21 protein-coding genes are annotated in these 17774 nt (G+C 58.7%); 17 read left to right on the top strand and 4 right to left on the bottom strand.

Translation table 11 applies throughout. The annotated features are described in order from the left end of the window. Positions 1–15 precede the first annotated feature (15 nt). Positions 16–624: a DsbA family protein gene (locus BTE54_RS04385; protein ID WP_078051615.1), complete on the top strand. Its 609-nt coding sequence runs from the start codon at positions 16–18 to the stop codon at positions 622–624. 208 nt (positions 625–832) lie between these two features. Here BTE54_RS04385 and BTE54_RS04380 read toward each other — a convergent pair whose 3' ends face one another. From BTE54_RS04380 to BTE54_RS25235, 3 genes are all read right to left on the bottom strand, one after another. Beyond that, positions 833–1858 carry a cyclopropane-fatty-acyl-phospholipid synthase family protein gene (locus BTE54_RS04380; RefSeq protein WP_078051614.1) on the bottom strand — a complete coding sequence of 342 codons (1026 nt, stop codon included), beginning with the start codon at positions 1856–1858 and terminating at the stop codon, positions 833–835. Further along, positions 1855–2643, bottom strand: a complete 789-nt coding sequence (locus tag BTE54_RS04375; RefSeq protein WP_078051613.1) for a DUF1295 domain-containing protein — start codon at positions 2641–2643, stop codon at positions 1855–1857. Before BTE54_RS04375 ends, BTE54_RS04380 begins: the two co-directional genes overlap by 4 nt. Before the next feature lie 78 nt (positions 2644–2721). Further along, entirely contained in the window at positions 2722–3009 is a 288-nt protein-coding gene (locus BTE54_RS25235; protein WP_245316569.1) for a hypothetical protein, read from the bottom strand. Between BTE54_RS25235 and BTE54_RS04370 the strand changes: the two genes are divergently transcribed. From BTE54_RS04370 to BTE54_RS04300, 15 genes are all read left to right on the top strand, one after another. Then, positions 2905–4206 (top strand): NAD(P)/FAD-dependent oxidoreductase, encoded by a 1302-nt coding sequence (locus BTE54_RS04370; protein WP_245316567.1) that lies wholly within the window; start codon positions 2905–2907, stop codon positions 4204–4206. The two genes, BTE54_RS25235 and BTE54_RS04370, sit on opposite strands and share 105 nt — an antisense overlap. Next, positions 4203–5021 (top strand): DUF1365 domain-containing protein, encoded by an 819-nt coding sequence (locus BTE54_RS04365; RefSeq protein ID WP_078051611.1) that lies wholly within the window; start codon positions 4203–4205, stop codon positions 5019–5021. The genes BTE54_RS04370 and BTE54_RS04365 overlap by 4 nt, the downstream gene beginning before the upstream one ends. Next, positions 5008–6240, top strand: coding sequence for a cyclopropane-fatty-acyl-phospholipid synthase family protein (locus BTE54_RS04360; RefSeq protein ID WP_078051610.1), 1233 nt, complete (start codon positions 5008–5010; stop codon positions 6238–6240). Before BTE54_RS04365 ends, BTE54_RS04360 begins: the two co-directional genes overlap by 14 nt. A gap of 29 nt (positions 6241–6269) precedes the next feature. Next, positions 6270–6647: a DUF2147 domain-containing protein gene (locus BTE54_RS04355; protein WP_078051609.1), complete on the top strand. Its 378-nt coding sequence runs from the start codon at positions 6270–6272 to the stop codon at positions 6645–6647. A gap of 69 nt (positions 6648–6716) precedes the next feature. Continuing rightward, positions 6717–7145 (top strand): DUF2177 family protein, encoded by a 429-nt coding sequence (locus BTE54_RS04350; protein ID WP_078051608.1) that lies wholly within the window; start codon positions 6717–6719, stop codon positions 7143–7145. A 140-nt stretch (positions 7146–7285) separates the two neighbouring features. Beyond that, positions 7286–7828, top strand: a complete 543-nt coding sequence (locus BTE54_RS04345) for a sigma-70 family RNA polymerase sigma factor (RefSeq protein WP_065656274.1) — start codon at positions 7286–7288, stop codon at positions 7826–7828. Then, complete coding sequence (locus tag BTE54_RS04340) at positions 7825–8535, top strand: anti-sigma factor (protein WP_065656273.1); 711 nt, start codon at positions 7825–7827, stop codon at positions 8533–8535. The genes BTE54_RS04345 and BTE54_RS04340 overlap by 4 nt, the downstream gene beginning before the upstream one ends. Positions 8536–8649: 114 nt before the next feature. Then, a complete protein-coding gene (locus BTE54_RS25230) occupies positions 8650–8808 on the top strand; it encodes a hypothetical protein (protein ID WP_162934127.1) in 159 nt (52 codons plus the stop codon). A gap of 161 nt (positions 8809–8969) precedes the next feature. Further along, on the top strand, positions 8970–10124 hold the full coding sequence (locus tag BTE54_RS04330; RefSeq protein ID WP_078051607.1) for an iron-containing alcohol dehydrogenase: 1155 nt from the start codon (positions 8970–8972) through the stop codon (positions 10122–10124). Between the two features lie 192 nt (positions 10125–10316). Continuing rightward, on the top strand, positions 10317–11342 hold the full coding sequence (locus tag BTE54_RS04325) for a LacI family DNA-binding transcriptional regulator (protein ID WP_078051606.1): 1026 nt from the start codon (positions 10317–10319) through the stop codon (positions 11340–11342). Between the two features lie 35 nt (positions 11343–11377). Further along, positions 11378–12331 carry a substrate-binding domain-containing protein gene (locus tag BTE54_RS04320; protein WP_065656269.1) on the top strand — a complete coding sequence of 318 codons (954 nt, stop codon included), beginning with the start codon at positions 11378–11380 and terminating at the stop codon, positions 12329–12331. After that, the gene (locus BTE54_RS04315; protein WP_065656268.1) at positions 12328–13131 is read left to right on the top strand and encodes an ATP-binding cassette domain-containing protein; all 804 of its coding nucleotides are present in this window, start codon (positions 12328–12330) and stop codon (positions 13129–13131) included. The genes BTE54_RS04320 and BTE54_RS04315 overlap by 4 nt, the downstream gene beginning before the upstream one ends. Continuing rightward, positions 13128–14132 carry an ABC transporter permease gene (locus BTE54_RS04310; protein ID WP_078051605.1) on the top strand — a complete coding sequence of 335 codons (1005 nt, stop codon included), beginning with the start codon at positions 13128–13130 and terminating at the stop codon, positions 14130–14132. Before BTE54_RS04315 ends, BTE54_RS04310 begins: the two co-directional genes overlap by 4 nt. 4 nt (positions 14133–14136) lie before the next feature. Beyond that, on the top strand, positions 14137–15204 hold the full coding sequence (locus BTE54_RS04305; protein ID WP_078051604.1) for a phosphotriesterase: 1068 nt from the start codon (positions 14137–14139) through the stop codon (positions 15202–15204). 24 nt (positions 15205–15228) lie between these two features. After that, complete coding sequence (locus BTE54_RS04300; RefSeq protein ID WP_065656265.1) at positions 15229–15999, top strand: glutamine amidotransferase; 771 nt, start codon at positions 15229–15231, stop codon at positions 15997–15999. A 9-nt stretch (positions 16000–16008) separates the two neighbouring features. On the opposite strand, the gene BTE54_RS04295 is transcribed toward BTE54_RS04300, so the two are convergent. Further along, a complete protein-coding gene (locus BTE54_RS04295; protein WP_078051603.1) occupies positions 16009–16905 on the bottom strand; it encodes a ribokinase in 897 nt (298 codons plus the stop codon). Positions 16906–16929: 24 nt separating this feature from the next. Between BTE54_RS04295 and BTE54_RS04290 the strand changes: the two genes are divergently transcribed. Further along, a complete protein-coding gene (locus BTE54_RS04290; protein WP_078051602.1) occupies positions 16930–17772 on the top strand; it encodes a BtpA/SgcQ family protein in 843 nt (280 codons plus the stop codon). The last annotated feature ends 2 nt before the right edge of the window (positions 17773–17774 follow it).

Below are 17774 nucleotides of genomic sequence, written 5' to 3'. Positions count from 1 at the left end.
ACAAGGAGAATTCTGATGTTTTCACGACGCGATTTCATGGCCGGCGGACTGGCGGCTTTTAGCGGAGCGCTGGTGTCTGCAGGAGACGGCTTCGCACAGCAGGTCAGCACGGACGAGGTGTTCTTCGACAGGGACGCACCCGTGCTTGGAAATCCCAAAGGCAAGGTCACGATTGTCGAATATTTCGATTATCAATGCCCCTACTGCAAGACTTCGCATGCCATGGTGAAAAAGGTTGTCGCAAATGACGGCGACGTCAGGCTCGTTTTGAAGGACTGGCCGATCTTCGGCGGCGCATCTGTCTTCGCGGCGCAAGCGGTGCTGGGGGCCGCCCAGATCGGTCAATATGAAATCGCCATGGAAGCGCTGATGAAAACAAAGGCGCGTATTTCCGAAAACGATGTCGAAAAGGCTCTGACCGGCGCAGGATTGGCGATGAAAGACATCGCCGCGGCGGTCAACAGCAACAACAGGAAAATCTCCGCGCTGCTCGATCGAAATTATCGCCAGGCGCTCGCCTTCAACTTTGTCGGCACGCCATCCTTCGTCATCGGCAAGACGATCTATCCCGGTGTTCTGGATGAGAAAGGCCTCAAGGCCGCGATTAAACAGGCCCGGTCATAATTCGGAAATCTCGCCCGGAACAACGCCCCTCCCTGTCATCTCGATTGTCAGGGAAGTTGCCAGTGAAATCGTCATAAGGACCTCCTCGATGCCCCGTTAGAATCCTCGCTTCCGGTCTGCACGCCTCACTGAGAGAAAACGTTCGTTTTGGCAAACGTTTCGAGCGCGGTTTTTAGAACGTGACGCCGCCGATTGTGTGGGGGTAACACTAAACCCTCTTAAAAAAGTAGTGTCCCACACCCCACACGTCACCGCCCTCATGCCCGAAGAGCCCCGCGGTCGCCAGGAAGAACAATCGCCATCGCCTTTCCCACAGCCGGGCGTCGGCGCCATAGGTTTGCTGCAGAATGGGTCGGATACGGTCAATTTTTTTGTCGAAATTTTCGAGCCAATCGAGCGCTGTCCGACGATAGTGCGACCCTGACCAGCGCCACTCCTGCTCGACGGTGAAAAGCTGACTGAAGCGATGGGGAAGGTCGAAGGCCGGCATGATGCCGCCGGTGAAGAAGTGCCGGGCGATCCAGTCGGCAGGATTGTTGTGGTCAAAACGATAGGATCGGTCGCGGTGGTTAAACACATGCAGGAAAAACCTGCCGTCCGGCTTCAGCCACGAGTGAACACGCTCGAACAACACGCGCCAATTCGACATATGCTCGAACATTTCCACCGATACGACACGGTCGAATCGATCTCCCGTCGTAAAATCATTCATATCGGCCGTCACGACAGAAAGGTTTGAAAGCCCCCGTTCTCGGGCACGACCGATTATATATTCGCGCTGCGACACGGAATTCGAGACTGAGGTGATGCGCGCATTGGGGAAACGGCCGGCCATATAGAGGGATAACGAACCCCATCCGCAGCCGAGTTCCAGAATATCCATGCCGTCTTCAAGGCCGGCATGGTTGGAGGTCTCGGCCAAAGCAACATTTTCAGCCTCATCCAGCGTCGTCGTGGCATCGTCATAATAGCAGCAGGAATATTTGCGCTGCTCTCCCAGAACGAGCGCAAAAAATGCCGCTGGCACTTCATAATGCTGTTTGTTTGCATCGTCGGTATGGCTGGCGACGGGAAACTTCACCATATCCGCCGCGAAAACCTCTTCCGCATCCGCTGGAATAGCGGCAAGCCGCCGCTTCGTTCGTGCACAGAGCATATCTATTCCGGCCAGCGTCACGCCGTCGCTGAGCGGCGCGCGCTCGGCGGCGTTGATGGCGAGTGCGAGCATGTTCATGGCCTGTCCTCGTTCTTGCGCGGCCCCGGAAAAAAGGCGTTGACGCGTTGTTGAAGGGCGCGGAATTTTTCCCCGCGCGATTGCAGCATATGGTCTTCAAGCGGCGGAATGCCGGAGACGTGGACAAGCAGCCAGTACATCATCGCCGGTGCGGCGAGCGATACCCATGACAAGGGCTGCCCCTGAATGGCCAGCAGCGGAAAACCGCACCAGAAAAGCCATTCGAAAAAATAGTTGGGGTGACGGGAATAACGCCACAGGCCGGTTTCGCAGACACTGTTTTTTGCCGCTGCGGTCTTTCTGAATTTCGAGAGCTGGGCGTCGGAGAGCGCTTCGCCTGCCAGCGCGCCAAGGGCAACCACCATGGCGATAACGTCAACCATACGCGGAAACACATGGGTGTTGCTTGCCGCAAGATAGACCGCAAGAACGAGCACGAAAGCGGCGATTGCCTGTATCTGCAGGAAGATGAATAGCCGCAGGGCGGCAGCGCTTCCCCATTGCTCCATAAGGTTTGCATAGCGGGGATCTTCCCCGCCTCCTCGCGTGCGCATGCCAATATGGCCGGCAAGCCGCAGGGACCAGACAACGATCAGGAAAAGTATAGCACCGCGCCGCCAGCCGTCTCCGCCGGCGAAAGCAACAGCGAAAATTCCGCCAAACCCGACAGTTGCCGCCCAGACCGTGTCTATCCAGCCGCTTGAACCGGTTGCTCTCTGCAACGCCCAAGCGCCCGCCATCAGAAGCGACATGAGAATGGCAAGCGCCAGGACTACAGAAAACATCACTAATTCGCTCGCCATTTTGAATGGTTTGAGGTCGGGTTTCGTGATGGCAAATACGAGCGGACCCGCAAAATAGTTTCAGGCGCCGGACAAAATTTCAAAAAATCGGTGCGCCGGTGAAACTGATCGGGCGGCCTCCTCGTACATGTCGCGGTCCCCAGGACTGGATTGCCAGTGCGATAGCGAGGAAAAATGGTCGACACCGAAGCGAAAAAAGAACAAAGCCGCCGCATCGCCGTCGTCGGAACGGGAATTTCCGGTTTGTCGGCGGCCTGGCTTTTGTCGCAACGACACGATGTAACTGTTTTCGAAGCGGCTGACCGCATCGGAGGCCACACCAATACGGTGACGTTCAGCACGGACCATGGAGAAGTCCATGTCGATACCGGATTCATTGTCTATAACGAGCAGACCTACCCCAATCTCACGGCGCTTTTTAAGCAACTGGGCGTGGCGACCGCAGCTTCGAACATGTCTTTCGCCGTTTCTCTGAATGATGGCGGTTTCGAATATTCCGGCGGAACGGGCCCCGGCCTGCTGGCCCAGAAGTCCAACATCCTGAGGCCACGTTTCTGGGCGATGCTTGGAGACCTTTTGCGCTTTTACCGCAATGCCCCACGCGACCTGCATTTGATGGGCGATCTGTCTCTCGACGAATATCTCTCCCGCAACCGGTATGGTTCAGCGTTCCGCGACGATCATCTTTACCCCATGGCTGCGGCCATCTGGTCCACGCCGGCCATGGAGGTCGGCCGCTATCCGGCGGCGCATTTCATCAAATTCTGCCGCAATCACGGCCTTCTGTTGCTGCGCAATCGGCCGGTCTGGCGCACAGTCATTGGTGGCTCGCGCGAATATGTGAAACGCATTACGGCGCCGTTTGCGGATCGAATTCTCCTCTCGACGCCGGTGAAGCGCATCCACCGCCTGCCGGACGGCGTCGAAATCACCACTGCGGACGGCAAAGCCGTGCGCTTCGATGATGTGGTGATAGCAACCCATGCGGATCAGGCGCTCGACATGCTCGCGGATGCAACACGCGCCGAACGGCGCATTCTTGGCGCTTTTGCCTACACCCAAAACCGCGCCGTGCTTCACACCGACAGCCGTTTCATGCCGCGCCGCCGCGCTGCCTGGTCAAGCTGGAACTATGTGGCCGACACGCGCATTAAAACGAGCCTGCCGAGCATTACCTACTGGATGAACAGACTTCAGCCGCTGGGTGAAACCCCGGACATTTTCGTAACGCTGAACCCCGAGCGAGAACCGGATCAAGGAAAAATCATCGCCGAGGAAACCTATCACCATCCGGTTTTTGATGCTGGCACCGAACAGGCGCGTCAGGAGCTATGGGCCCTGCAGGGTCTGCGAAACACCTGGTTCTGCGGCGCTTATTTCGGATCCGGTTTTCATGAAGATGGTCTTCAGGCCGGCCTTGCCGTCGCCGAAGATCTTGGCGGCGTATCCCGTCCATGGAAGGTTGCTGACGACAACGGCCGGATCATCCGCCTGGATTTGGCGACGATTGCGACAGACACGGAAATCATGGAGGCGATGGCATGACGCCTCCCCTCACCTCGGCGCTTTTTCCCGGCCATGTAACGCATGCGCGCTTGAAGCCGAAAACCCATAAGCTCGCCTACCGGATTTATTCGCTGCTCCTCGACCTCGATGAGTTGAACGTGCTCGACCGGAAATTGCGATTTTTCTCCGTAGACCGGTTCAACCTGTTCTCGTTTCACAGCAGGGACCGCGGCAACCGCAGCGCCATCGGGCTGCGCCAGCAGATCGAGGCAGCCATGACGGCGGCAGGCATGGCAGTGGACGGAGGCCCGATACGTCTGCTCACCATGCCGCGCCTGCTAGGGTGGGCCTTCAACCCACTCAGTGTCTTCTTCTGCTACGGGCGCGACTTGTCGCTCAAAGCTATCCTCTGGGAGGTGGACAACACGTTTGGCGAGAGACACTCATACCTGATCCCGGTGGAAGCCGGCAAATCGACCGAGATCGTCCAGCAATGCGACAAGGCCTTTTATGTCTCTCCATTCATGGACATGGATCTCCACTATGTTTTCCGCGTCGCCCCGCCGGGCGACAGGCTGAAAATCGTCATCGATACTTTCGACAAGGACGGCCTGATCCTGACCGCCCGGCATCTGGCCCGGCGTGTCGAATTGACGGACGGTGCGCTTCTGAAAGCTTTCTTCGCCATTCCCCTCCTGACGCTCAAGGTCATTCTGGGCATTCATTGGGAGGCCCTGAAAATTTGGCTGAAAGGCGTGCAGTTCAGAAAACGGCCGCGGCCGCCTGCCGGTCCAGTCTCCTTCCATCATCCTTCATCGTCGCAAATCGAGGCCAAAATTCATGACCCCGTTTGACAATCTCACGGAATTATCGGCGAAGAATACGCGCCTGAACGACCGCATCAGCCCAGGCATGTGGCTCATCAACCGGCTGTTGAGCAATATCGACAGGGGAAGATTAAATGTCATTCTTCCCGGCGGCCGCATCATTGAAAGATCCGGCGCAACGAATGGCAGCGAGGCGATCCTTGTCCTGCATAGCTGGCGCGCGATCCGGCGAATGCTGCTGAACGGCGACATCGGCTTTGCCGAGGGTTTCATCGAAGGCGATTGGACCACACCAGATCTGACGGCGCTAATCCGCTTTGCGGCCCAAAATCGCGAGGCGTTCGCAAGGTCAATGCGCGGCAGCCTGCCGATGCGCCTTCTCAACCGCACTGCGCACGGGTTGAATGCCAATACCAGACGCGGCAGCCGCCGCAATATCGAAGCGCATTATGATCTCGGCAACGAGTTTTACCGGCAGTGGCTTGATCCCTCCATGCTGTATTCTTCGGCGATTTTCGATGACACGGCGTCTACGCTCGAAGCCGCACAACTTAAAAAACTGGAACGTATCGTCGATAAACTGCAATTGAGCGGCGGCGAGAACATATTGGAGATCGGCTGCGGCTGGGGCGCACTCGCCATTCACCTTGCCACGCAGGCCAAAGCCAACGTCACCGGCATCACACTCTCCCCCTCCCAGCTAAAATGGGCAAAAAATGCGGCGGAAAAAGCCGGCAGCACAGACCGCATCGATCTGAGGCTGCAGGATTACCGCGACCTGAACGGCCAATTCGACAGGATTGTCTCCGTCGAAATGTTCGAAGCAGTCGGCGAGGCCTATTGGCCGAGCTATTTCGAAACGCTGAAAAGATGCCTGAAACCGGGCGGCAGTGCGGTGCTGCAAATCATTTCGATTGAAGAAAGCCGCTTCGATAAATATCGGCGCAAGGCGGATTTCATTCAGAAATACGTCTTTCCCGGCGGCTTTCTGCCCTCAGATGCCGCGCTCGAAAAAGCGGTCGACAAAACCGACCTTAAGCTCACCGATAAAGAACTTTTCGGCCAGTCCTACGCGCTCACGCTCGCCGAATGGCGCCAGCGTTTTCACGCGCGGTGGCAGGCGATTTCCCTGCTTGGCTTCGATGACCGCTTTCGACGGCTTTGGGATTATTACCTTTGCTATTGCGAGGCAGGCTTTGCCGAGGGGAGCATAAATGTGGGCTTCTACACGATCGAACACAGATAAGGCGGGACCAAACTGCGGAGAGAGAGACAATGATGATCAACGGATTGACGGTTGCTTCCGTCCTATGGTCACTGCTGGTCGCGTCCAGCGCGACGGCGGCCGATATCGACGGCAACTGGGCGCGCGGAGACGGCAAGGCGAAAGTACTGATTGCGCCCTGCGGTGAAAATATCTGTGCCACAAACACCTGGATCAAGCCGGGCACCCCGAAGGAAAAGGCCGGGGACCGGCTGATCATGGACATAAAGCAGACAGAGGCAGGCAGTTATTCCGGCACCGCTTTCGACCCCCAGCGGGATAAATCCTACAGGATAACAGTGACAATAAACGGCAACGGCATGACAACGAAAGGCTGTATCGTCGCCGGTCTGCTGTGCAAAGGCATAAATTGGACAAGGATCGACTAGCCACATCTACACGTTGCCTCGACCCGCCATCGTCGCTCCCTTATCGAGGCCCTGCAAAGGAAAACACCAATGAAAACCTATGTCGCAGCCTACCTTTTTACCCTCGTCGCCTTTCTGGTGATTGATTTCATCTGGTTGAGCACGATGGCGTCGCGCCTTTACCGCCCGGCCATCGGCGATCTTCTGGCAGAAAACTTTCGGCTTGCTCCGGCGGTCGTCTTTTACCTCATCTATGCCGCCGGCCTGACCTTTCTTGCGGTTCGCCCGGCCTTTCAGACAGGAGAATGGACGACCGCGCTGCTCTATGGCGCAGTGGTCGGCTTCATGGCCTATGCCACTTACGACCTGACCAATCAGGCGACACTCAAAAGCTGGTCCACGACCCTGACCGTCGCCGATCTTCTATGGGGAACCTTCGTCTCCGCGGCAGCGGCTACAATCGGCTATTTCCTCACGGTGCGGCTGGTCGGCCCGCTGGAAAATCCGACGGGCCTGTGATGACGACATCCCCTCTTACCGGCCGCTTAAGTGCGATAACCCTGCGGCCCAGTCGTTGCCAGGTTCGCAGCATGAGCATGCATCTCTTGTCTTCCTGCGAAATACGATCCTATAAAGGAGGCGCAGCAAGGAAGGTTCGAATGCAGGGCACAGAGATCGCAAGCCTTATTAACCGCGTCGGCATGGGTGATCGTTCAGCATTCGTCTCGCTTTATCAGGCAACCAGTCCGAAGCTTTTCGCGATCTGCCTGAAAATCCTGCGTGACAGAACGGAAGCCGAGGAGGCGCTGCAGGAAATCTATATCAAGGTCTGGCAGCGGGCCCGGACATTTGCCGCCAGCGCCGGCAAACCCGCCACATGGCTTGCCGCCATTGCCCGCAATCATGCAATAGACACGATCCGCGCCCGCAAGCCCATAACCGACGACATCGAAGAAGCCTACGATCTTGCCGACGAGAGCGCCCGCGATCCTGAGCAGCAGATCGTTCTCGCCGATGAAGGCCGCAGGATCGAAGCCTGCATGCGCGAGCTTGAGACCGTACACGCGCAGGCGGTGCGTCGGGCCTATGTCGAGGGCTTGAGCTATCTCGAACTCGCAGAAGAATTGCGCGTGCCGCTCAACACGGTCAGAACCTGGCTGCGACGCAGTCTTCTCAAACTCCGAGAGTGCATGCAGCGATGACAACGGGCGAACAGAGCGGCGGCAAGCATTCGCACGACGACATCCTCGCCGGTGAATATGTCCTGGGCGTGCTGCCGCTCGAAAAGCGCCGTGAACTGGAACGACGCATGCAGGACGACGCGGCCTTCGCACAGCTGGTGCAGCGCTGGGAGGCGGAATTTTCCGACTTCAATGCTGATTACCAGGAGCAGGCACCGAGCGCCGCTGTTCTTGCGCGTATCGAAGAACGCCTGTTCGGCGGCAGGACCGTCAATACCAATGGCAGCCTCTGGAATTCCGCGTCCTTCTGGCGCTGGATCTCGGTTGCCACCAGCGCAACCGCCGTGGCCGCCATCGTTTACGCCGCCTTCCCCGAAAAATGGCAGGGCGCCACTCCGTTGGTGGCCGAACTTGCAACGACCGACAGCCAGGTTAATCTCCTCGCCTCCTACGATGCGGAATCCGGACGGATGCACATTGTGCCTGTCGCAACCGGCAAGACCGACGAAAAATCGCTGGAACTGTGGCTGGTGATGGATGGCGGCAAGACCCGCTCGCTCGGCGTCTTCCAGCCCGGCACGAATGGCGATCTTATAATCCCCGCCGACATGCGCAACAGCATCACCGAAGGCACCACCTTCGCGATCAGCGTCGAACCTTTCGGCGGCTCGCCGACTGGTCAGGCAACCGGCCCTGTTATCGCTGTCGGCACGGCGCGATGGGGATGAAGGTTTAACGCTTCCCGATTTCTAGGCGAGTCCCCGATGAACGCGTCACGGATACGAGATGGGTCGTAACGGTCAATCTCCGAAGCCGACGATGCCCTTGATTTCGGTGAACTCGTGCAGATCGATCCCGCGCGGGCGCAAATCGCGCGCGGCCGTTGCCCAGTTCGCCCTTCCTCCGTGGTCGCAGACAACATCGCCCGCATCACCGCACTGGCCAGAGAAGCAAAGGCGACGACAGCGCCGGACATTCTGGTTTTCCCGGAACTTCGCTGACCGGGCTTGAGGCTGCCCACACCCGGGTGGAACCGCTTTCTACCACCAACCTCGATACACCCTACCCGACGAACATTGTCCGGCGAAAGGATCTTGTCGTCATGCGTCAACCACATCACTATCAGCCTCTCGTCAAATGGCATCAGTGAGAGACCGATAAGATGTCCACGTTCACATTCGCGACTGTCCCTCAGATAATCGCAGGCCCCGGCAGTATCGCAAGGCTTTCGGAGCTGAAGACCGGGCTCGGGTCGCGTGTTCTGGTAATTTCAGACGATGGCGTCGTCAGGGCTGGGCTTGTTCAACCCGCCCTTGCGAGCCTTTCGGAGGGCGGAGCCGAAACATCGATCTTCACCGGCGTTGTCGCGGATCCTCCGGAAACCGTCATCCACGACGCTGTGGCGCGTGCAATCGATTTCGGTGCCACCGGCATACTGGGCATCGGTGGCGGCTCATCGCTCGATGTCGCGAAACTCGTGGCCCTGCTGGCAAGGAGCGGTGAAGCACTCGGCGATATTTACGGCGTCGGCAAGGTGACCGGGGAACGCCTGCCCCTCGTGCTGGTGCCGACGACGGCAGGTACCGGATCGGAAGTCACGCCGATTTCCATCGTTACCACGGATGCACATCAGAAAAAGGGCGTGGTGTCGCCAACCCTGCTACCGGATGCGGCGATCCTCGACGCAAGCCTGACCGTCGGCCTTCCTCCAGCGGTGACTGCGGCGACGGGAATTGACGCCATGGTCCACGCCATCGAGGCCTTCACCTCCGCCAGTGCGAACAACAATCCTGTTTCCCGCCCCCTTGCCAAAGAGGCGCTCCGGCTTCTTGGAGCGAATATCGAGATCGCCGTGAAGAACGGGGCCGAGATGGTTGCCAGACAGGCCATGCTGCTGGGTGCGATGCTGGCCGGTCAGGCCTTTGCCAATTCGCCGGTTGCGGCCGTTCATGCTCTCGCCTACCCGATTGGCGGCCTCTATCATGTTCCGCACGGGCTCTCCAACAGCCTGGTCCTGCCACATGTGTTGCGTTTCAACGCAACGGTGTGCGGCGATGCCTATGCGGAATTGGCGCCATGTCTTTTTCCTCAGCTGGAGTCTGCCGACAGGTCCGGCCGACTTGCCGGCTTCCTGGAAGGGCTGGCCTCGCTCCCCGGGCGCCTGAACCTGCCGGTGCGACTGAGAGATGTTGGGATACCAAAAGACGGGCTTGCCTTGCTGGCGGAAAGTGCGATGGAACAGACCCGCCTGCTGGTTAACAATCCACGCACGGTGCTGCTGTCCGATGCCGCCAGAATCTACGAAGATGCTTGGTAGGCAAAGGTAAGCGCCGCCTTATCTCCACTTCGATCCGGCTCCGGTGAAACAGACAAATTTTAAAGAGGTTATAAAACCGTGTTGACTCGGCCCATCTTTTAGACTTCTTTGTAAACCGGTTTAGTAAATCGCTTTACAAACCGGACAGAGGTCGAAAAGACCCGATAGAGTGGAACAGAAAGCGGGAGTGTGATGGCGCGAAACCATGCGACCAGCCTCAAAGATGTCGCCTTGGCGGCAGGCGTTTCAGTTGCGACCGTATCGCGGCTTCTGAACGGCACGCTGGAGCTGCCGCCAGAAACGAAAGCGCGCATCGAGGCCGCTATCCGTGAACTCAATTACGTGCCCAATCCGCATGCCAGACGCTTGAGCCGAGGGCGCTCGGACACGATCGGCCTTGTCGTTCCTGATATTGGAAACCCGTTTTTCGGCATGCTCGTTGCGGCCGTCGAAGAAGAAGCCGACAGGCGAGGACTTGCCCTCTCGCTTTTCGCCACGCTGAACCGTACGGGTCGGGAATTGTCCTATCTTCGTCTGCTTGCCCGCAATCATGTCGATGGGCTCGTTTTCATCACGAACCACCCCAATACCGACGAACTGGCGGAGCTGATCAATACCACCGGCAAGGTGGTGGTGGTCGATGAAGACGTGCCCGGCGCCACCGTGCCGAAACTCTTCTGCGACAATGAGCAGGGTGGTCGCCTGGCGGGCGCGCATCTGGCTATGCATGGGCATAAACGTGTCCTTTATGTCGGGGGACCAGAGGACATGATCAGTACGGAGCGTCGTTTTCGCGGCCTCAAATCTGCTCTCACCGAGCGGGTGGCGGAGGCAGAGCTTTCGATTTCCAGATATTGCGGCGCCTATACCGTGGAATTTGGCCGGGCTGCCGCGCGCCGCTTTCTGGATGAGGGGCGACCGGCAACGGCGGTTTTCGCCAGTTCGGACGAAATCGCCATCGGATTTGTCGAGGTTCTGCGTTCCGAAGGCGTGCGCATCCCGCAGGACGTGTCGATGATAGGTTTCGACGACGTCGGGCCGCTGCATCTTTTTGCGCCGCCGCTCACCGCCATTCGCCAGCCTGTCAGCGCCATTGGCCAACGCGCCCTGTCGCTTTTGCTCGAAACCAATTGGGACCAGGAGCCTCCTTTGCTGTCAGAGGAGCTCTTGCCCGTCGAAATCGTCGTGCGTGAATCCGTTGCGCCGCCCGCGATCTAATAAAAAGCAACGAAACCAACAGAGGAAGAACGATAATGCTGAATTTCAAACGTCGATATTTTTCCGCAGCTCTGGCTGCGACCGTCCTTGCCGGCGCGACTTTGTCTGCTGGTCTTGCCAACGCCGCCGAAAAGACGATCGCCCTGGTTCAGATCAACCAGCAGGCGCTGTTTTTTAACCAGATGAATGAAGGCGCGGAAAAAGCCGCCAAGGAAGCCGGCGTCAAGCTGGTGATCTTCAACGCCAACAATGACCCCGCCGCTCAGAACAGCGCGATTGAAACCTATATCCAGCAGAAGGTGGACGGCATTGCCGTGGTCGCCATCGATGTCAATGGCATCATGCCGGCCGTAAAGCAGGCGGCCGCCGCCAATATTCCCGTTGTCGCCATTGACGCCATCTTGCCGGAAGGTCCGCAGAAGGCGCAGATCGGCGTTGATAACGGCAAAGCGGGCGCCGACATGGGAAAATTCTTCCTTGACTACGTGAAGTCCGACATGGGCGGCAAAGCCAAGATCGGCGTCGTCGGTGCGCTGAACTCTTTCATCCAGAACATCCGCCAGAAGGGCTTTGAAGACACCATCAAGGACAAGTCCGGCATCACCGCCGCCGGCGTTGTCGATGGCCAGAACGTTCAGGATACCGCACTTTCGGCCGCGGAAAACCTCATCACCGGCAATCCGGACATGACCGCCATCTACGCCACCGGTGAACCGGCTCTTCTCGGCGCAGTCGCTGCGGTTGAAAGCCAGAGTAAACAGAAAGACATCAAGGTTTTCGGTTGGGACCTGACCAAACAGGCCATCGCTGGCATTGACGCCGGTTATGTCGCAGGCGTCATCCAGCAGGATCCTTCCGCCATGGGTGCAGCAGCGGTCAAGGCCCTCAAGACCGTCTCCGATGGCGGCACCGTGGAAAAGACCATTGCCGTGCCGGTCACCATCGTCACCAAGGCCAATGTCGAACCCTACCGTGCGGTCTTCAAATGATTGCGGCCGGACAGCACACAGGCGCTGTCGACGGCGCCGGGGGAGATCTTCTCTCCCGGCAGCCCGATCGTGAAGCGCGTATCTCCCTGCGCAATATCCGCAAGACCTTTGGCTCGCATCAGGCGCTTCGCGGCGTCGATCTGGATATCTTTCCCGGCGAGTGCCTCGGTCTCGTCGGCGACAATGCGGCCGGTAAATCTACCCTCACCAAGGTGATTTCCGGCACCTATATCCCTGATGAAGGCACGATCACAATGGAAGGGGAAGCCATTCGCTTCTCCGGCCCTGCCGATGCCCGCAACCGCAACATTGAGATGGTTTTTCAGGATCTGAGCCTGTGTGACCATATCGATGTCGTGGGCAATCTCTTCCTCGGGCGCGAAATTACCAAAGGTCCGTTTCTCGACCGGCCGACCATGCTTTCAGAAGCTCGCAAGATGCTGGATGCACTGGAAATCCGCATTCCGCGTCTCACCTCCAAGGTGGAGAAACTGTCCGGCGGCCAGCGACAGGCAATCGCCATTGCGCGGGCGGCCTCCTTCAATCCGAAAGTCCTGATCATGGACGAGCCGACATCGGCGCTTGCCGTTGCGGAAGTGGAAGCCGTGCTTTCGCTCATCAATCGCGTCAAGGCCAAGGGCGTGTCGGTTATTCTCATCACCCACCGGCTTCAGGATCTCTTCCGGGTCTGCGACCGCATCGCCGTCATGTATGAAGGCACCAAGGTGGCAGAGCGTCAGATCAACGACACCAGCCTCGAAGACCTCGTGCGTCTGATCGTGGGAGGGCAACGTCATTGACCGTCTATACTGAACGCGCCAAAGGCTCGCCGCTTTCGGACTTTTTCGCCGAAAATGCGCAGGTGCTTTCCATCGCCGCCTTTTTTGCCCTCTGCATGCTGTTCTTCTCCGCAACCACGGATACGTTTCTGACGGCCGGCAATCTTCTGAACGTGGTCCGTCAGGCCGCGCCCATCCTGATCGTCTCAGTCGCAATGACATTCGTCATCATCACCGGCGGTATCGATCTGTCCGTCGGCTCCATGGTCGCCCTGATCAATGCCGTCGGGGCGATCCTGCTTGCGGCCGGTTACCCCTGGCCGCTGGTTGTCGTCGCCATGCTCGTGCTCGGCGGCGGGCTTGGCCTCGTGCAGGGCTGGTTCATTGCCTATCAGGGCATTCCGGCCTTCATCGTGACGCTTGCAGGCCTCTCCATCCTGCGCGGCGTTGCCCTCTATATCACGCAGGGCTATTCCGTGCCGATACCGGAAGCGCCCGGTTTCTTTTACCTCGGCAGGGGTGATTTCCTTGGCATTCCCGTTCCTGCCCTGATCGGCGTCGTCGTTACCGTGATAGCCTATATCGTTCTTTCGAGCACCCGATATGGTCGTCGCGTCGTCGCCGTCGGCTCCAATCCCGAAGCGGCGCGCCGCGTCGGGATGCCAGCCAAATGGATTCTCGCCTCGGTCTATCTGGCCGCGGGCGTGGCGTCGGCCATTGCCGGCCTGATGATTGCGGCGCGGCTGGGGTCGGGATCCTCGAATGCGGCGGTCGGTTTCGAGCTTCAGGTGGTTGCGGCGGTGGTTCTGGGCGGCACATCGTTGATGGGCGGTCGCGGCACAATTCTCGGCACGGTTCTGGGCACCATGACCATCGCCGTCATCGGCAATGGCCTTATCCTCATGCATATCTCTCCCTTCTTTACCCAGATCGTGACGGGCGCCATCATTCTCGCAGCAATCTGGCTCAACACGCGCATCTTCACCGCCAACTTCCGCCTCGGCGCGAAGAGAAAGGGGTGATGCGATGACCACGGAACTCTCTGAGGGACATATCCGGTCGGGAAAGATCATGACCGTGCGTGGCGCAATCGCTGCGGACCAGCTTGGCGTCACCCTGATGCACGAGCACATCCTCAACGATTGCCGATGCTGGTGGCACGCCCCCAGAACACCGGAGCGGCAATATCTCGCCGAAGGCTTCGTCTGCATGGAAATCCTGAGCGAGTTGCGTCAGGATCCCTTCGTCAACAAGCACAATATCACGCTCGATGACGAGCCGCTGGCGATTGCGGAACTGAAGGATTTCGTTACGGCCGGTGGACAGACGGTTGTGGAACCAACCTGTCAGGGCATCGGCAGAAATCCGCTGGCGCTGCGGCGGATTTCACAGGCGACGGGCCTCAACATCGTCATGGGCGCTGGTTATTACCTTGCATCCTCCCACCCCGAAAAAGTGGCCGGGCTCACGGTCGAAGCCATAGCCGACGAGATCGTGCACGAAGCGCTCCACGGTGTCGATGGCACCGATGTCCGCATCGGTCTGATCGGCGAAATCGGTGTCTCCGCGGATTTCACGGCAGCGGAGGAAAAGTCCCTGCGGGGAGCGGCGCAGGCGCAGGTCCGCACCGGCCTTCCCCTGATGGTTCATTTGCCGGGATGGCTTCGGCTGGGACACAGGGTTCTCGACATCGTCGCGGATGAAGGCGCCGATCTAAACCATACGGTTCTTTGTCACATGAACCCGTCCCACGCGGATATCACCTACCAGAGCGAACTCGCAGATCGCCGCGCCTTCATCGAATACGACATGATCGGTATGGATTTTTTCTACGCCGACCAGCAGGTGCAATGCCCCAGCGACGAGGATGCCGCCCGTTCGATTGTCACGCTGGCGGAGGGCGGTTACCTCGACCGCATTCTGCTGTCTCATGACGTCTTCCTGAAAATGATGCTGACCCGATATGGCGGCAATGGCTACGCCTATATTCTCAGACACTTCCTGCCGCGGCTGAAGCGGCACGGGCTCGATGACGCCACTCTTCAAACTCTCATGCGGGACAACCCGCGCTCGGTCTTCCAGGCGAAGACCTGACGAAACTATGGAAATGGAAAGATCATGACAAAAAAAGTGCTCCTCGTCGGTGAAAGCTGGGTCAGCTCCGCCACCCACTACAAGGGCTTCGATCAATTTGGCAGCGTCACCTTTCATCTGGGTGCAGAACCGCTGGTGAAGGCTCTGGAAGGCAGCGAATATGAGCTGACTTACATGACCGCCCATGATGCGGTGGAAAAATTTCCCTTCGAGATGGCGGGGTTAGATACCTATGACGTCATCATTCTCTCGGATATCGGTGCAAATTCGCTTCTGCTGCCGCCGGCCGTCTGGCTGCAGTCCAAAACCGTGCCGAACCGGTTGAAGCTCATCAAGGCATGGGTGGAAAAGGGCGGCGGCCTGCTGATGGTCGGCGGCTATTTTTCCTTTCAGGGTATTGATGGTAAGGCCCGCTGGCGCCGCACGCCGGTGGAAGATACGTTGCCCGTCACCTGCCTTCCATGGGACGATCGCGTGGAAATTCCTGAGGGCTCGACGGCCGATATTCTGAAACCCGACCATCCAACCGTGGCAGGCCTTTCCGGCGAATGGCCACTTCTGCTGGGGGTGAACGAGGTTGAGGTGCGTGACCGCGCCGATGTCGAGGTGGTTGCACGTCTGCCGGAAGATCAGGGTTCCCATCCGCTGCTCGTCACCGGTCGGTTCGGCAAGGGCCGCACGGCCGCATGGACATCCGACATTGGTCCGCACTGGCTTTCTCCAGCCTTCTGCGAATGGGATGGCTATGGGCGGCTGTGGAAGAACATTCTCGGCTGGCTGACGGAAAAGCCGTGACCAGAGCGGCTACGCCTGCAAAATGGTCATCAGTTCTTGACGACTGGGAAAGGCATCCTGCGTGCCCCGACGACCAACCGTAATGGCTGCGGCCCTTGAGGCATCCTCAAGGGCACGCGCGTCCACGGCGACGCCGCGAAGCATGGCGGAGGCGAGCGCAACACCCGTGAAGCAATCGCCGGCGCCCGTGGTGTCGACGATTGTGGCGGGCGCAGCCGGCACCTCGATAGCGCCTTCGGCGGACACGAGCGCACAGCCTTGTCCGCCGAGCGTGACGATGACGAGGCCGACACCGGCGCGCAGCAGGCACGCTCCGGCATCGGACCCTCTCTCACCCGTCAGCGCCTCGGCCTCGAGGCGGTTGAGGACGGCGATATCGATGAACGGCAGGACGCTTGCAAACCAGGGCTGAAGCGGCGACGGATTGAAAGCCGTCTTTAGTCCCTTCGATCTCGCCGCATTGAGAATGGCAAGGGTCGTTTCTTCCGAAAGATTGCCCTGCAAAACGAGGAGGTCACCGGAGAAGGCGACGGCAAGGGCGTCCAAGGCAGCTTTCTGATCGAGCGCTGCCGCTGCCGAACGGGTAGTGATGATCGAGTTTTCACCGTCGGGGGTGGTCAGGATGATGGAGATATCGCTGGTGGGGCTATCGACGGAAATGAGCTTTGGTGTCAGGCGCTCGCGGGTGAGTGCCTTTTCGATCGCAATCGCACGCTCATCGCTGCCGACGGCGGCGACGAGCGTGGTTTCGACACCGCATCTCGAAAGAACAATGGCCTGGTTGCAGCCTTTGCCACCCAGACTGCGCGAGGCCCGCTCGCCAAAGATTGAAGCGCCTGCCTCCGGCAGTGCCGCAATGGAATAGGTTTCATCAAGTGCGATATTGCCGATAACAAAGGCACGCATGGAAAACTTTCGAAAGGGACTGAAATGCAGACCATATCCGACAACGCGGCCAATGCTATCAAGGAAATTTTCGGTCGCAACAAGGCGCTGATCGGCATGATACATTGCCCGGCCTTTCCCGGAGCGCCGCGTTATCGGAACGCAAGCATGGATGCGATCTACGATGCGTGCATGCGCGACGCCGAACGCCTTGTTGAAGGCGGCATGCACGGTCTGATCGTCGAAAACCACGGTGACGTTCCCTTCTCCAAACCAGATGATATCGGACCGGAAACCTCAGCCTTCATGAGCGTGGTGACGGACCGCATCGTCCGCGCCGTCGGCGTGCCCGTTGGTATCAATGTGCTGGCCAATGCTCCCATCCCTGCCCTTGCGATCGCCATGGCGGGCGGGGCGAAATTTATCCGCGTCAATCAATGGGCAAACGCCTATGTGGCCAATGAGGGTTTCATGGAGGGACGTGCAGCCGAGGCGATGCGCTACCGTTCATTGCTAAGGGCGGAGCACATCAAGGTTTTTGCCGACAGCCATGTGAAGCACGGCGCCCACGCCATCACCGCGGATCGCAGCATTGATGAACTGACGCGCGATCTCGCCTTCTTCGACGCCGATGCCGTCATAGCGACAGGCCAGCGGACCGGAAACAGCGCGTCTCTTGAAGAGATCGAGGAGATCGGCGCGGCCACGCATCTGCCGCTTCTGGTCGGCTCAGGGGTCAACGAAGGCAATATTATCGAAATCCTCAAACGCACCAATGGCGTAATCGTGGCGTCATCGCTGAAGGAAGGCGGCGTCTGGTGGAACCCGGTCGAACTGTCCCGGGTACGTTCTTTCGTTGCAGCGGCTCAGCCCGGCCTCGACGGCTGAAA

Origin of the sequence: Agrobacterium sp. YIC 4121, assembly GCF_002008205.1 — a bacterium.
Classification (GTDB): domain Bacteria; phylum Pseudomonadota; class Alphaproteobacteria; order Rhizobiales; family Rhizobiaceae; genus Agrobacterium; species Agrobacterium leguminum.
The sequence above is the reverse complement of the archived record's forward strand: the minus strand, read 5'-3'. Positions and strand labels throughout refer to the sequence as shown.

Coding starts and splice junctions, on each gene's coding strand:
- BTE54_RS04345 (WP_065656274.1), top strand. CDS start 7,286: ATGCAGGGCACAGAGATCGCAAGCCTTATTAACCGCGTCGGCATGGGT.
- BTE54_RS04325 (WP_078051606.1), top strand. CDS start 10,317: ATGGCGCGAAACCATGCGACCAGCCTCAAAGATGTCGCCTTGGCGGCA.
- BTE54_RS04365 (WP_078051611.1), top strand. CDS start 4,203: ATGACGCCTCCCCTCACCTCGGCGCTTTTTCCCGGCCATGTAACGCAT.
- BTE54_RS04360 (WP_078051610.1), top strand. CDS start 5,008: ATGACCCCGTTTGACAATCTCACGGAATTATCGGCGAAGAATACGCGC.
- BTE54_RS04315 (WP_065656268.1), top strand. CDS start 12,328: ATGATTGCGGCCGGACAGCACACAGGCGCTGTCGACGGCGCCGGGGGA.
- BTE54_RS04320 (WP_065656269.1), top strand. CDS start 11,378: ATGCTGAATTTCAAACGTCGATATTTTTCCGCAGCTCTGGCTGCGACC.
- BTE54_RS04380 (WP_078051614.1), bottom strand. CDS start 1,858: ATGAACATGCTCGCACTCGCCATCAACGCCGCCGAGCGCGCGCCGCTC.
- BTE54_RS04290 (WP_078051602.1), top strand. CDS start 16,930: ATGCAGACCATATCCGACAACGCGGCCAATGCTATCAAGGAAATTTTC.
- BTE54_RS04330 (WP_078051607.1), top strand. CDS start 8,970: ATGTCCACGTTCACATTCGCGACTGTCCCTCAGATAATCGCAGGCCCC.
- BTE54_RS04295 (WP_078051603.1), bottom strand. CDS start 16,905: ATGCGTGCCTTTGTTATCGGCAATATCGCACTTGATGAAACCTATTCC.
- BTE54_RS04305 (WP_078051604.1), top strand. CDS start 14,137: ATGACCACGGAACTCTCTGAGGGACATATCCGGTCGGGAAAGATCATG.
- BTE54_RS04300 (WP_065656265.1), top strand. CDS start 15,229: ATGACAAAAAAAGTGCTCCTCGTCGGTGAAAGCTGGGTCAGCTCCGCC.
- BTE54_RS04375 (WP_078051613.1), bottom strand. CDS start 2,643: ATGTTTTCTGTAGTCCTGGCGCTTGCCATTCTCATGTCGCTTCTGATG.
- BTE54_RS04350 (WP_078051608.1), top strand. CDS start 6,717: ATGAAAACCTATGTCGCAGCCTACCTTTTTACCCTCGTCGCCTTTCTG.
- BTE54_RS04385 (WP_078051615.1), top strand. CDS start 16: ATGTTTTCACGACGCGATTTCATGGCCGGCGGACTGGCGGCTTTTAGC.
- BTE54_RS25235 (WP_245316569.1), bottom strand. CDS start 3,009: ATGGTCCGTGCTGAACGTCACCGTATTGGTGTGGCCTCCGATGCGGTC.
- BTE54_RS04355 (WP_078051609.1), top strand. CDS start 6,270: ATGATGATCAACGGATTGACGGTTGCTTCCGTCCTATGGTCACTGCTG.
- BTE54_RS04340 (WP_065656273.1), top strand. CDS start 7,825: ATGACAACGGGCGAACAGAGCGGCGGCAAGCATTCGCACGACGACATC.